Origin of the sequence: Shewanella sp. 10N.261.52.F9, from assembly GCF_041471165.1 — a bacterium.
Lineage (GTDB): Bacteria > Pseudomonadota > Gammaproteobacteria > Enterobacterales > Shewanellaceae > Shewanella > Shewanella marinintestina.
In genome coordinates, this window is the sequence record NZ_JBFRNX010000028.1 from 1 (window position 1) to 13,629 (window position 13,629).

The 13,629-nt window shown below is 37.6% G+C and carries 13 protein-coding genes; all 13 read right to left on the minus strand.

Annotation, left to right across the window (positions count from 1 at the left end; genetic code table 11):
- The coding region (locus tag AB4298_RS17605; protein WP_371987720.1) for an O-antigen polymerase at nt 1-1,216 on the minus strand (1,216 nt) is incomplete at its 3' end.
- Complete coding sequence (locus AB4298_RS17610) at nt 1,204-2,079, minus strand: glycosyltransferase (protein WP_371987721.1); 876 nt, start codon at nt 2,077-2,079, stop codon at nt 1,204-1,206. The genes AB4298_RS17610 and AB4298_RS17605, both read right to left, overlap by 13 nt.
- A 46-nt stretch (nt 2,080-2,125) precedes the next feature.
- Nucleotides 2,126-3,349, minus strand: a complete 1,224-nt coding sequence (locus AB4298_RS17615) for an O-antigen translocase (protein ID WP_371987723.1) — start codon at nt 3,347-3,349, stop codon at nt 2,126-2,128.
- A 23-nt stretch (nt 3,350-3,372) separates the two neighbouring features.
- On the minus strand, nt 3,373-4,476 hold the full coding sequence (locus tag AB4298_RS17620) for a DegT/DnrJ/EryC1/StrS family aminotransferase (RefSeq protein WP_371987724.1): 1,104 nt from the start codon (nt 4,474-4,476) through the stop codon (nt 3,373-3,375).
- Entirely contained in the window at nt 4,473-4,922 is a 450-nt protein-coding gene (locus tag AB4298_RS17625) for an acyltransferase (RefSeq protein ID WP_371987726.1), read from the minus strand. Before AB4298_RS17625 ends, AB4298_RS17620 begins: the two co-directional genes overlap by 4 nt.
- Entirely contained in the window at nt 4,912-5,316 is a 405-nt protein-coding gene (locus AB4298_RS17630; protein ID WP_371987727.1) for a sugar 3,4-ketoisomerase, read from the minus strand. The genes AB4298_RS17625 and AB4298_RS17630 overlap by 11 nt, the downstream gene beginning before the upstream one ends.
- Complete coding sequence (gene rfbC, locus AB4298_RS17635) at nt 5,313-5,861, minus strand: dTDP-4-dehydrorhamnose 3,5-epimerase (protein WP_371987728.1); 549 nt, start codon at nt 5,859-5,861, stop codon at nt 5,313-5,315. Before rfbC ends, AB4298_RS17630 begins: the two co-directional genes overlap by 4 nt.
- Nucleotides 5,862-5,865: 4 nt before the next feature.
- Nucleotides 5,866-6,747: a dTDP-4-dehydrorhamnose reductase gene (gene rfbD / locus AB4298_RS17640; RefSeq protein WP_371987730.1), complete on the minus strand. Its 882-nt coding sequence runs from the start codon at nt 6,745-6,747 to the stop codon at nt 5,866-5,868.
- Nucleotides 6,747-7,634: a glucose-1-phosphate thymidylyltransferase RfbA gene (gene rfbA / locus AB4298_RS17645; protein WP_371987732.1), complete on the minus strand. Its 888-nt coding sequence runs from the start codon at nt 7,632-7,634 to the stop codon at nt 6,747-6,749. The genes rfbD and rfbA overlap by 1 nt, the downstream gene beginning before the upstream one ends.
- Entirely contained in the window at nt 7,634-8,749 is a 1,116-nt protein-coding gene (gene rfbB / locus AB4298_RS17650) for a dTDP-glucose 4,6-dehydratase (protein ID WP_371987733.1), read from the minus strand. Before rfbB ends, rfbA begins: the two co-directional genes overlap by 1 nt.
- Before the next feature lie 231 nt (nt 8,750-8,980).
- A complete protein-coding gene (locus AB4298_RS17655; RefSeq protein ID WP_371987734.1) occupies nt 8,981-9,988 on the minus strand; it encodes a Wzz/FepE/Etk N-terminal domain-containing protein in 1,008 nt (335 codons plus the stop codon).
- Between the two features lie 63 nt (nt 9,989-10,051).
- The gene (locus AB4298_RS17660; RefSeq protein WP_371987735.1) at nt 10,052-10,447 is read right to left on the minus strand and encodes a four helix bundle protein; all 396 of its coding nucleotides are present in this window, start codon (nt 10,445-10,447) and stop codon (nt 10,052-10,054) included.
- Nucleotides 10,448-10,516: 69 nt separating this feature from the next.
- Nucleotides 10,517-13,258 (minus strand): SLBB domain-containing protein, encoded by a 2,742-nt coding sequence (locus tag AB4298_RS17665; protein ID WP_371987736.1) that lies wholly within the window; start codon nt 13,256-13,258, stop codon nt 10,517-10,519.
- Nucleotides 13,259-13,629: the final 371 nt, after the last annotated feature.

A 13,629-nucleotide genomic window follows, 5' to 3' on the forward strand; every position in this document is an offset into this window, starting at 1 on the left:
ACATTGTAGAAATCCAAATTTGAGGATTATATATTAAAGTATAAGCACCTATAGCAATAATAGTATAAAATATTAAATGGGCTTCATTTTTCAACCTAGGTCTATACTTTGCAAAGAAACCAACAAAAATACCTATAAAAATAGAAATTACGTATGAAAAATAATTGAAATAAACATAATTAAATATATCAAATGTAGATGATGGCCCAATATTATCCTTTAAATAAGGATAATGAATATGCATAACCTTTACGCCTAAAGAAGGGCCAGTAAGCTGCACTCCAAAAATGGAAAAAAGCCCTTTAAGTTCAAAAAACAAAATGCTTAGAATATCTTCTCCGTTATATAACTGGTCAACATAACCATTGGGCAAAGATAAAATTTGCATATCGCCTGACATCGCTAAACGTTGAACAACCAACTGTAATGGATTTACAGTAGTACCATTCGTATATAACTGATTAAAAAAAACTCCACCTAATACAACTACAAAAAACAATGTCGACAAAAATAATACTTTCTTAACCTTTTCTCGGTCTAATCTAATACCAAATAGAAAATGCACAAGGTAATAAATAAAAAAATATGAAAGGAAAAACATTTTTGAACCGGAAAGTAAACCTGTTACAAGTAAAATAAAAATAATAAACTTATCAAAATAACTAAGCTTAATTTTACGAATTACTTTAATAGTAATAAATACAATTATAAAAATATAAGTAGAACTTCCTAATCGACCTATTATTCCAGCTAAAGGAATAGATGAAAAAACAGACCATTTACTATTTTCAAATAATGGTATCCCAAAAGCTATATATGTAACTAAAATTGAAAAAATATAAATATAACATGACAATTTATATGAAAAATTAAATCCTGTGGAGCAATTAAAACCAATAGAGTTAAATCTATCAATCCTATCTACTGACAGTCTACTAACAATAAATATTGAAAAAAAGAAACCTATCCAGAACAGTGCCTGAACCATATAGAAGTAGTAGGCATATTTACTTTCTATATAACCAAGTATATCTAGGTAGATAACACCAACCAGTGCAAATTGATAATTAAAAAAAACAAAAAAAACAACAGGGTGAAAATACTCAAATCGACATAATTTTAACAAAATGAATGATAGAAACATCACACTGAAAAGTACACTATAATATAGATATGGATTATCAAAAAATAGCAACCAAAAATCTAACTTAGACATATTTTTCCGATAATCTTTTTATAAATTAGTTTAATGGTTTTTTGTGGATAAACTATAAAACATTGAAATTTGGAGCCAAAATGAAACATTAACCATGCTCTATATGAGCTTTCTAGATTACCTGAACTCCCATAGGTACCACTTTCTAATTTACTCAATATCTTATAGTAATCTTTTTGCAGCATAGGATTTATACCCGATGTAGATACACCACCAGTTTTATAATATATAATAACCTTACTTAGATGATAAATTTTGGTCCCTTTGGACAGTGATTTTAGATAAAAAGGTAAATCTTCTAATAGCCTAAAATCTTCGTCGAAATAACCCAAATTTTCAATAAAGCTTCTCCGATAAGAAGTCCTAGCTCCAGAAATAAAATTCCCGTATTGCAAGATGTGAGCTAAAATACATTCCGAGCTTAATTGAAGTAATGCTCTATCTTTCTTTTTTGGTAATAGACTGCCTATCTCTTTAGATGGCTCTTCATCATATACTAAACAGTCATAAGTGACTAAATTGACGTTTCCTTTATTAAAAGCAAAAGCTATTTCTTTAACAGATGTATGATCATAAAACACATCTCCTGAAGATAAGGGGATAATAAGTTCACATGACGTTTTTAATAAGCAAAAATTAAAAGCTTTTACTGTGCCCTGATTTTCTTCTTTTCTTATATAAGTAACATTTTTTCTGTTTACTATTAAATCAAATAACTCTGAGATAACGCTATCATCTAAAACACTAGAACCATCATCATAAATAATATATTGATAATCGAAGTCCTGCTCCAAAACAGAATTAACTGTCTTTATTAGAGAGTTATAATTATTGTAAATTAACGTAACAATACAAGCTTTCATTTTTGCCTTATCATAAATAGCTTTTAGCCTATTGAGGGAAGTAGAGTCATCGAACTATTTTTTTTATATTAAAAAATAAAAGAGCAAAATAGATAGAGTAGTTAATAAAATAAGCAAGATTCGCACCTTGAGTTTGATACTCTGACACTAAAATATACGTTAGAAAAACAAAACTAAAAGCAAACAATATTTCTGATGTGATAAATATTTTTGTTTCGCCACGTGAGATCATAGGAAAAGCATAAATCCAACTTGCGATTTTCATAACGTCCCCCATTAACTGGACACTAAATAGTTCTCGCGCAGAATAGAACTCTTTAGTAAATAACAACCAAATAGCTAAATCACGAAATAGGTAAACAACCAAAGATAGGAGCATCACTAAAGGTATTATGAATTTTGCGGTTTGATGTATTTCAGCGATAATTTCATCAACTTTACTAATGGATGAAAGCCTTGGCAAGTAATACGTTCCCAATGCTACTGTTATGACTCCTAAATATACCTCTGAAATTTTCCATACTGCCTGCCAATGTCCTGTTTCATCCCAACCGACTTCGCCTATCAGTATATTCCGGACAAAGATTAACGCAATAGGAAGTGATAACCCGGATGTAATAGCCATCAAAATATAGCCACCAATATCCATTTTTGCCTTGGAAGTACTCCGCCCCCAGCAATACTTCAACTTTAACCATGGCTGCCTAATATTGACTAAGAACATAAAAGCACCAATGATTGCTGATTGTGAGGCTGCAGCTAACAGAGCTCCTTCTATACCAGCCCACCAAATCATTAGAGACATTATAAAGCTAGATATCGTAACCGCTATCATACCCAAACATACATAGCGTCGATATTGTTGCTGCCCGTTAATAACAGAATTGCAAAAAGTCCCCAACGCAGCAATAGGTAGGAGTACAACTGAAATCTCTATAACCCAACGATACTTAACGTCGTGAAATAACCACAAAGCGACATATTCAGAAACAAATAGGCCTACCGGAATAATTATCAATGAGAGTATAACAACCCATTGAACAGAAGCTCGCCACCATGGCGAGCAACTTATAAAACCTTCCTTATGATTCTCAGAGGTAAATCTTACTACTCCGTTACTCACAGGGGCTGTGACTAAACTATTTAAAACACTAATCAGACTTTGGACTTGCCCCAAAACAGCCATACCGGAAGGTCCGGAATATATAGCTATTAACTTTGCAATAACAAAACCCATTAACATTTTTAGTAGCGTCAACAAACCGGTCATGGATGTAACTTTGATTAGTCTTTTCATTTACAAAAACTATTGATAGTTCTTACTACGAAATCAACATCTTCTGCTCTCATAGTTGGATCCATGGGTAAAGATAATACTTCTGTATGAATACGCTCAGTTATAGGCAATGACATATTGTGAAAATCTGAATATGCTTTTTGCTTGTGTACAGGTATAGGGTAATGTATTAATGTTTCTATACCTTGTGTACCCAAAAATTGTTGTAGATCATCTCTGTATTTTGTTCTTATAACAAACAAATGCCAAACATGCTCATACTTACATTCAACTTTCGGTGTAACAATAAGAGGATTATCGATGCCATTTATATAGCTTTGAGCTATCAACCTTCTTTTCTCAATATCAGAATCTAAAAAAGCTAATTTTACTCTTAACATAGCAGCTTGAATTTCATCCAAACGACTATTTGTTCCTTGATAAAGATTTTCATATTTTTTATGAGAACCATAATTTCTTAGTGCTTGTATTGTTTCTGCAAGCTCTTTATCATTAGTTGTAACAGCTCCTGCATCCCCTAAGGCCCCTAAGTTTTTCCCAGGATAGAAACTAAATGCTCCAGCATCACCCCAAGCTCCAGCTCGTACATTTCCAATTGAAGAACCGTGTGCCTGAGCACAGTCCTCTAGAACCAATAAATCATGTTGTTTTGCAAACGCCATAATTTCTTTCATAGGCGAGATTCTACCGTATAAATGCACTGGTAAAATTACTTTAGTTTTTCTGCTTATACTTTTTTTAATGTTATCTATTGTAAGATTGAAAGTAAGGGGATCTGGTTCCACTAAAACAGGAGTTAAATTATTATTAGATATTGCAATAACTGATGCTATATAAGTGTTTGCAGGGACTATTACTTCATCACCATCTTTTAACTTACCTAGCTCTTTCCAAGCTTTCAAAACAAGCGTCAAGGCATCTAAGCCATTCGCAACACCGATTACATTTTGGCTATCACAATACTCAGCAAACTCCTTTTCGAATGATGCTAATTCATTTCCCGTAATATACCAACCAGAATCAATTACACGCGAACAAGCTTTCTTTAATTCTTTTTCATATTTTTGATTTATTGCCTTTAAATCTAAGAAAGGGATCATTTAATTATTTCTCTAGCAGGATTACCGATAACGGTGGAGTATGGTTTAACATCTTTAGTAACTACAGAGCCCGCACCTATCATTGCAAATTCCCCAATAGTAATTCCGGGCAAAATAGTTGAGTTAGCACCTATAGATGCATTTTTCTTAATAATTGTTTTAAAAAAGTAGTCTGGATATTCTTTTGAGCGTGGTGACTTATCATTAGTAAAAGTTACATTTGGACCAATAAACACATTATCCTCAACTTTTATACCATCCCAAATTTGCACGCCACTTTTAATAGTAACTCTATCGCCAATCTCTACATCGTTTTCTATCAAACAATGAGAACATATATTACATTCTTTACCTATTTTAGCTTGGGGTAGAACAACACAGAACTGCCATATATTTGTATCATTTCCAATATCTATTGATTGAACGTCCGATAAGTTATGAATCATCTTTCGCGATCTCCAAAAAAGACTGATAGTCTCTAATATAATCAGTTTCATCATAAAATGAGTCTGCTAAAACCAATAAAACACAGTCTTCAGAAAAGTCAAACATCTCTCTCCAGATAAATGATTCAATAAATAATCCTTGGGATGGATTATCTAGCAGCAACTCAATTTTTTCTTTCCCGTCATCTAACATAAAACGACAAGAACCTTTAAGTACAATAGCTAATTGCTTTAGCTGCTTATGAGCGTGAAAGCCACGTCTCACATTTTTTTTAGTATCAAAAATGTAATAAGCTCGCTTGATTGTAAAAGGAATATTCTTATGATCTTCTAATGAAACTAAGGAACCGCGTTCATCACCGTGACTTTGAAACTGTATAAATTTAATGTTCATTTCAATATGCCTATTTGACTAATACTTAATCCATTTTTATCTTTTCCTGAAAGTATAACTGGGCCATTCAAAGGCCATTTAATTCCTATATCAGGATCATTCCACAAAATACTAATTTCAGAATCAGGATGGTAATAGTTACTACATTTATAAACAAACTCTGCTTCATCGCTAGTCACATAAAAACCATGTGCAAAGCCTTCAGGTACCCAGAGTTGACGTTTATTCTCCGCAGAAAGATATTCACCAACCCATTGGCCAAATGTTGGAGACCCCTTTCTTATATCCACAGCCACATCAAATACCTCCCCGGAAACGACACGGACTAGTTTTCCTTGCGTATTTTCAATCTGGTAATGCAAACCACGCAAAATCCCTTTTTTAGATTTAGAGTGGTTATCTTGTACAAATTGTGTAGGCTTGCCTGTTACTAATTCTTCGAAGCGTTTTTTATTCCAGGTTTCCATAAAGAAGCCGCGTTCGTCGCCAAACACGCTAGGCTCAATAATTTTTACATCAGGTATACGGGTATTTATGACTTTCATACTTCTATCCTGTATATGCTTGAATATTATTTAACGCCATTTTCCAATCACTTGCTTCAATAGAAAATACATTGTTAATTTTATCAGTACATAGACGAGAACTACTAGGTCGCTTTGCCGGTGTTGGATATTTCTCAGTAGTAATACTATTAAGGCTAGGCTTTTTGTGGATTAGGCCTTGTCTGACTGCTGTATCAAAAATAGTCTCTGCAAACTCGTACCAACTTACATGTGGTAAACCAGAAAAATGATATATACCAAACTCAATAGCACCACCTTGTTCAATGCGCTTCGCTATTTGTATTAATGCATTAGCAATATCACCTGCGTAGGTTGGTCCACCATACTGATCACCAACAATACTCAATTTATCTTGCGCAGCCCCTAAGCGCAGCATAGTTTTTACAAAGTTGTTGCCATTCTCACCAAACACCCAAGCAGTTCGCAGAATTACGTGCTTACTGCATGCTTCAGATACAGCGATTTCACCTGCCAACTTACTGTTGCCATAAACACCTTGTGGATTTGTGATGTCACTTTCTACATATTCACCGACTTTATTGCCTTCAAAGACATAATCAGTAGATATATGGAGTATTGCAGCCCCTACGTCTTGCGCTGCTTGAGCTAAATATTTCGGGCCATCACGGTTAATCGCATAGGAAAGTTCAACTTCTTCTTCTGCTTTATCAACTGCAGTATGCGCTGCTGCATTAATGATGATCGTAGGTTTAAACTCGGTAACAGCTGCATTAACGGCTTTTTGATTCGTAATATCAAGGCTATCTCTATCAAGCGCTAATACTTCTGTATTCGTGTCCTTAGCTAATTGCTCAGTAAGGCTAGAGCCTACTTGTCCATAACATCCTGTAATTAGTACTCGCATTAACTCAAAGCCTTCTTTTGGTTTTCATTAACAAAACGAGTCAAATACTGTCCGTATTCATTCTTCATCATCGGCTTTGCAAGGGATAACACTTGCTCATTAGTCAACCAACCATTACGCCATGCTATTTCTTCTAAACAGGCAACTTTTAGACCTTGAACATTTTCAATGGTTTGAACAAAAGAAGAGGCTTCATGAAGGCTTTCATGAGTGCCGGTGTCTAACCAAGCAAAACCGCGTCCTAATAATTCGACGTTTAATAAGCCATCATTAAGATACATTTCATTCAAGGTAGTAATTTCAAGTTCGCCACGATGAGAAGGTTTAACTTGTTTTGCCATTTCAACAACACGATTGTCGTAAAAATAAAGACCTGTAACAGCATAGTTTGATTTTGGTGTCTCAGGCTTCTCTTCAATCGATATAGCTTTCATATCTTCATCAAACTCAACTACACCAAACCGCTCAGGGTCTTTCACTTGATATCCAAAAACAGTTGCTCCGGATTTACGTGAAGCAGCATTTTTTAATGTACTTGAAAAAGATTGGCCATAGAAAATGTTATCGCCAAGTACCAAACAAACGCTATCATCACCAATAAACTCTTCACCAATAATAAAGGCTTGTGCTAGACCATCTGGACTTGGTTGAATAGCGTACTCAAGATTAATACCAAAATCAGAGCCATCACCTAATAAACGTTGAAAGCCCGCATTATCTTCAGGAGTTGTTATGATTAATATATCTTTGATGCCAGCCAACATTAAAGTCGAGATAGGATAAAAAACCATTGGTTTATCATAAATAGGGAGGAGTTGCTTTGATACCCCCCTAGTCAATGGGTATAAACGAGTTCCACTTCCACCGGCTAATACAATACCTTTCATTACGCTTCTTCCTTCGTAGTCAGTGACTCTACACCTAAACGTTCTCGCTGATAACTGCCATCTTGTACGTGTTGACACCATTCTTGGTTAGTTAAATACCATTCAATAGTCTTTTTCAGACCTGTTTCAAACGTCTCTACTGGCGTCCAACCAAGTTCACGTTGCATTTTACTTGAGTCAATTGCGTAGCGTCTGTCGTGGCCAGGTCTATCAGTTACATAAATTATTTGCTCTTGGTACTGAGTTTCCTTTGGCACTAAAGAATCTAAAATTGTGCAAATAGCTTGAACGACTTCTAGGTTCTGCTTTTCGTTATGACCACCAATGTTATAGGTTTCTCCGACTACACCTTCAGTGACAACTCTATAAAGTGCCCTTGCGTGATCTTCAACATATAGCCAATCTCGAATTTGGTCACCTTTACCGTAGATAGGTAGTGACTTTCCTTCTAGTGCATTTAAAATAACTAATGGGATCAGCTTTTCAGGAAAGTGGTATGGACCATAATTATTTGAGCAATTGGTTACTATAGTTGGTAGACCATAGGTTCTTAGCCAAGCGCGAACTAGATGGTCGGAACTTGCTTTAGATGCAGAGTAAGGGCTCGATGGTTCGTATGCTGTTGTTTCAGTAAACAGCGATAACTCTTTATTCGCTGAAGGCTCTGTACCATCTTCAATATCGTCAGGGTGCGGTAAATCGCCATAGACTTCATCGGTAGATATATGATGGAAACGGAATGCTTTCTTAGCATCTTCAGATAATGTGTTCCAATATGCTCTTGTAGCTTCGAGAAGAGTGTAAGTACCCACGATATTCGTTTGGATAAAATCAGCTGGTCCAGTGATCGAACGATCAACGTGAGATTCTGCTGCCAAATGCATAACAGCATCGGGCTGACATTGACTGAAAACCCTGTCTAGTTCAGCGCGGTCACAAATATCAACTTGCTCGAAAACATAACGCTCACTTGACTCAACACTCACTAACGACTCGAGGTTACCAGCATAGGTTAATTTGTCGACATTGATAACACTATCTTGTGTCTTATTGATGATATGACGCACTACCGCTGAGCCAATAAAGCCTGCTCCACCTGTGACTAAAATTTTCATTTTTATGCTTCCAAGATGTATTACTTGTCTAACAACAAGTTCAATTTAGACGTTGTGAATTGAATAATCACACTTTCCAATCTCAGCCTGTAAATCCAGGCTGAGACACTTTTAATCCATTTTGAGACAGTCGCTCTTATTGCTAAGTAAGCGCTATCCCTTATAAGCCTTGGGTTTCGTTGTTTTTCTGCTCTTTCTCTTAAAACAGTCCCAATAGGCAAACAGAAGGTCCTAGGTCCTAGGTCCTAGGACGTCTTCTTTTCTAACGAAATGTCTTATTAAAACAATCATTACAGCTAGCATGCCGCCTAACATTGTACCAAGCACACATATTAGCGCTCTTTTAGGGCCGGCTTTTTCTTCCGGTACTAATGCAGGGTCGATCGTTTTAAAAACATATTCATCGCGCACTTCAGCAAACATAATTGTTTTTGCTTGTTCTTCAATTAGTTTGTAAAGGATTGAACGGATATCGGCAACGTTTGTAAGCGCTATCTGCTTATTAAGGAACTCACTACTCCGAATGGCCTCGGCAACATCACGATCTTTCATCACTTTGTTGATGTCTAAAATTAACCAATCTACCCATTGTTGAGCAACACTAGGAGACAAATGCTCAACTGATATAGTTACCATTCCTGTATCTTTGGCCGAGTTAACAGAAATAGCTTTACTGAACTCTTTATAGGCTTCTTGCATTGAAGGTTCAGGTTTGAACGGCGCTTTAACTTCACGTACCCAGGTTTTAGTTTCTGAGTTATAGATTTCAGCATCATAATTTAGCGTATCAGCTGACATATTCCACTCTTCAGCAGCCATTAAGTCAGGCAGTATATTATGAGATTTGATGAAGTTACTCGCAAATTGACGCGATTTTATCACCTCAATCGCCATTTGGGTTTTATCAACGCCACCACCTGCACCAAGGTTAATACCCGCCATACTTGCTAAACCACCAAACTGGCCTGCTAAAGCACTAAGACCACCGCCTTGTTCTTCACTTGCCGGAGCTAACAATGCTTGAGATTTGTAAGTATTTGGTTGTGATAAAGCAAAAATAACAGAGCCAATTGCAAAAACAGCTGTTATTGCAATAATTAACCATTTTCCTTGCCAGATGACGGAAAAGAGTTCGCGAAGGTCGATTTCGTCGTCGGCGGGTGAAGTCGGTGAATTGTGCACTGAGTTCATATGAGGAAACTGTGCGTCAGTATGGTTTGATTGTACTTGTTTATTCATTATATAAAGGTCCTAGGTCCTAGGTTCTAGTTCCTAGGTGCAGGTTCCGCTTGTAATTTAAAATTAGATGTTAGGTTTGATATTGTATTCAGCTGCTGATTCTCTAACGCAACCTTTTCTAATCTTTATCAAAGCACCTAACATTGCTGAAATCTCTCTAGCTTCGTTAATCAGCTTCATGCCGTTTTGCTTTTCAATTACGCCTATTTCTATAGCGATATAAATCTGAGTAGCAAGTTCACCTGATGAGCCTTTTGCAAAATAAAGGAATCTTGCTGATTCGGCCTTAGATTCCCTTTCTTCACCCTCTGCAATATTTGAAGCAATAGAAACTGCAGCTCGTGTCATTTGGTCCTTTAAACCAAAATCGCGGCAGGTTTTCAGCTCTTTATAGATATCGCAAGCTAAACGACTCGCACGCTTCCACACATCTAAATCTTGAAATGCAAATAATTTCACCGAATACCATCCTTGGCTAAAAGGTCCTAGGTTATAGAATCTAGGACCTACTCTTTCTCAAACCTTCTTTTAAAGATTTGCGACGGTGGCGAATGCGACTGCAGTGTTGTAGATGATGCTTGTTACTTGAGTCCAAAGCGTTAGGTTGTCTTTGTATTCAGTATCAAGTGGAACAATGATGGTATCGCCTGGCTGTAGGCTTTGCTCGCTGCTAAACCACATAGAGCGACTAGGTAACATTACTGAACCATCAGCTTTGATGATGTAAGTTCTGTCATCATCGGCACGCTCTCTTGCTCCACCAGACATAGCTAGATATTGGTCAACCGTCTGACCTTCTTTAAATCTATGCGTTGCAGCATGCTGAACTTCACCCATTACTGCAATTGTTTGCTTAGTTGATGGAATATACAGTACGTCTTTATCTTCTAACTGAAGATCAGCTTGTTTGATACCAATTGATATAGCAGACATGTCGACCACAAGGCGGCCTACTGCTTTAATGGTCTCTAAATCAGTTAGCATCATTTGCGCGTCAGAGTAGTTGATTACGTTACCGTCTTTTGACACTCCACGCGTTGCAATGTCACGACGCAGTTGGTCAGCAAGCTTCTTAATCTCTAACTGCTCTTGCTGACGCACTGACTCGCGCACAAATACCGATGAAGGAAGATACGCGTATTCAGTAAAACCGCCTGCACGTTGTAATACATCCGCTAATGTTTCACCGCGGCGGATATTGTAAGTGCCTGGGAATCGCACTTCACCGCGCAGCTCTACTGATTTATTTTCTTGCCAATCTGGCGTTGTCATCACAGTTAAAATATCGCGCCCTTTTAACGCGATATTTTGTGTTTCATCACCTTGCAGCGCTGCTTCTAAAGCAATATTAGTGTGCTTTATTGCGGAGCCATCAACTGTTGTGTAAGTACTGGTTAACTCTGCTCTAGACGTATAAGCGCCTTCTTCTAGTCCGCCAGCCGCTGCAACTAAATCTTTAATACGCGCATTAACTGATAGAGGATAAATACCAGGGTTATTAACACGGCCACTAATTGCTACAGCTTTTACGCCATTACCCGCTCGACCTTGGCTATTTAACTTCATCACTACAGGATAAAGCAGTTCACCGCGATTCATCTCGCCGCTAAGCTTGATTAAATCACGGTCTTCAAACAAGTTAACTAACATCTTGTTAACTTCGCTTTTTACAGCTTTAGCGGTTGGATCTTGTTCTTGTGCTTGGCTATTAATCGCTACGCCGCCTAATTCAGTGCGGTCAGCAAATTTTTGTTGATTTAACTGTGAAAAACCTGCGCTAAATAAGTCATTGCCGATTAATGAGTCGCCAGCTAATGACTGAACTTTTTTAACACGCTCTTTTACTAGTTTATTCAGCTCATAACGATTTTGAGTCAAGTCGCTAAAGTTAAAGAAGATCACTTTATCGCGCGCTTGTAGCGTAATGTCTTGTGCTGCATCTTTACCGTTAATCGCCTTAACTGGCGAGAATTGGTAAACCTGAATATCACCTTGCTTATTAATTTCACGCACCACAATCGCGTATTCGAGGTCCACAGAGACATTCAGGTCACCCCAAATAGATGGCACTAAATCACTGATTTTCTGACCTTGGTACCACTGGTATTTACCAGGGCGAACAACCGCTCCAACCACTGTAATGGCATCTTCGTATTGCGTTGTAGCGCTCTTAACTCGAATAACATCACCTGCTACCGCTTTAGTCGCTTTGCCTGTTTTCGTAGTTAAGTCGACATTTAGAATGGTCTTTAAACTGTTATCGTTAAAGCGCTCGACGCTGCTACGCCTTGGATATGCACCAGGTTTAATACCTGCAGCCATTTCGATAACTTCAGCCATCGTTTCATGTTTTTTTAGCTCATAGATAGCAGGGCGGCGGACTTCACCCGTTACGCTAACTAAACCGCCAACAGATGGAATAAAGACTACATCACCAGAGCGAAGCGAAATATCACCCGACGCATCACCGCGTAGCAACAAGTCGTATAGATCCATGCTACCTACTAGCTTGCCTTTACGTTTTACTTGAATGTTACGTAGCGAACCAATTTCATTGACGCCACCTGCAACAAACAATGCTTGAGTAATAGTAGAAAGGCTAGAAACGGTATATGAGCCAGGGTTATAAGCATCACCCGCCACAAAAATACGAATTGAGCGTAACTCACCCATCGTAATGTTTGACTGGATGCCAATCATTTGTTGGCTAATACGGCTAGTTAATGTTTCGCGCAACTCGCTAAACGTTAAGCCTGCAACCGTAATAGGTCCAAGCTCAGGGAACTGAATAACACCTGCACGATTAATCACTAGGTCGTATTCTTTGTTATCTTTTCCGTAAAGCTGAACTTTTATGTTATCACCTGGGCCAACTAGATACTCACTCGGGACTGGTACATCTGAAACTGGCGCGAATGTTGTTGGTGAGCCAGCAAAAAGATCATAACCAAATCGCTGTAGCTCTTGCTTATTGTTGTCTTGCTGAAAATCCAACTCATTTTTAGCGTCCGAGGACTGATCTACAATAGCTTTACTATCAGCACGTTGATTAACAACTTGTGGGTTTTCAACTTTTGGTTGCGAACCTCCACCGCCTAGCATTGATGGGTCGATACCATATTGCTTAGCTAAGCGCTGTTGCTCCGATGCTGGTAGATTCTTAAATTGCTCTATCATTTGTGGCGAAGGCGTAATAGCACTCGCCTGCCCTGACAGTAGGATCAGCGCTGACATGCCAGCTATGATGAGTTTTTTAGTCTTATTAAGCACCGATTGTCTCCAAGAGAGGTTGTGTTGTTGAAAAAGAAGTTGAAAGCGTTTAGACACGCTACCGCCCATGGATTGCGGCTTCCAAAGTGCCCACCTGCATAGCAGGTTTGTCATTTTTTATGTGGTAAATCATCAAGTTGATTTAATGTAAAAACATAACCTCGGCCAACACCTGAGTGCTAGGCTTATGTTATTCCATTAAAGCAACTCTTTACATCTCGCTTCTTTGCTGATGCTCCATTGAGCATTCAATAATCTACTAAATTAGCTTATCTATTTACATTTAGCGCAAACTTAAGCAGCGCAAGATTATACACGAACAAGCATAAAACGGCAGTAATTCAATAGCACGTTAGTTTTCGAATGCCGAA

Excerpts from the sequence above, each read along its gene's own strand:
- rfbD (WP_371987730.1), bottom strand. The coding sequence starts at position 6,747 with ATGCGAGTACTAATTACAGGATGTTATGGACAAGTAGGCTCTAGCCTT.
- AB4298_RS17610 (WP_371987721.1), bottom strand. The coding sequence starts at position 2,079 with ATGAAAGCTTGTATTGTTACGTTAATTTACAATAATTATAACTCTCTA.
- rfbB (WP_371987733.1), bottom strand. The coding sequence starts at position 8,749 with ATGAAAATTTTAGTCACAGGTGGAGCAGGCTTTATTGGCTCAGCGGTA.
- AB4298_RS17615 (WP_371987723.1), bottom strand. The coding sequence starts at position 3,349 with ATGACCGGTTTGTTGACGCTACTAAAAATGTTAATGGGTTTTGTTATT.
- rfbA (WP_371987732.1), bottom strand. The coding sequence starts at position 7,634 with ATGAAAGGTATTGTATTAGCCGGTGGAAGTGGAACTCGTTTATACCCA.
- AB4298_RS17620 (WP_371987724.1), bottom strand. The coding sequence starts at position 4,476 with ATGATCCCTTTCTTAGATTTAAAGGCAATAAATCAAAAATATGAAAAA.
- AB4298_RS17625 (WP_371987726.1), bottom strand. The coding sequence starts at position 4,922 with ATGATTCATAACTTATCGGACGTTCAATCAATAGATATTGGAAATGAT.
- AB4298_RS17655 (WP_371987734.1), bottom strand. The coding sequence starts at position 9,988 with ATGAATAAACAAGTACAATCAAACCATACTGACGCACAGTTTCCTCAT.
- rfbC (WP_371987728.1), bottom strand. The coding sequence starts at position 5,861 with ATGAAAGTCATAAATACCCGTATACCTGATGTAAAAATTATTGAGCCT.
- AB4298_RS17630 (WP_371987727.1), bottom strand. The coding sequence starts at position 5,316 with ATGAACATTAAATTTATACAGTTTCAAAGTCACGGTGATGAACGCGGT.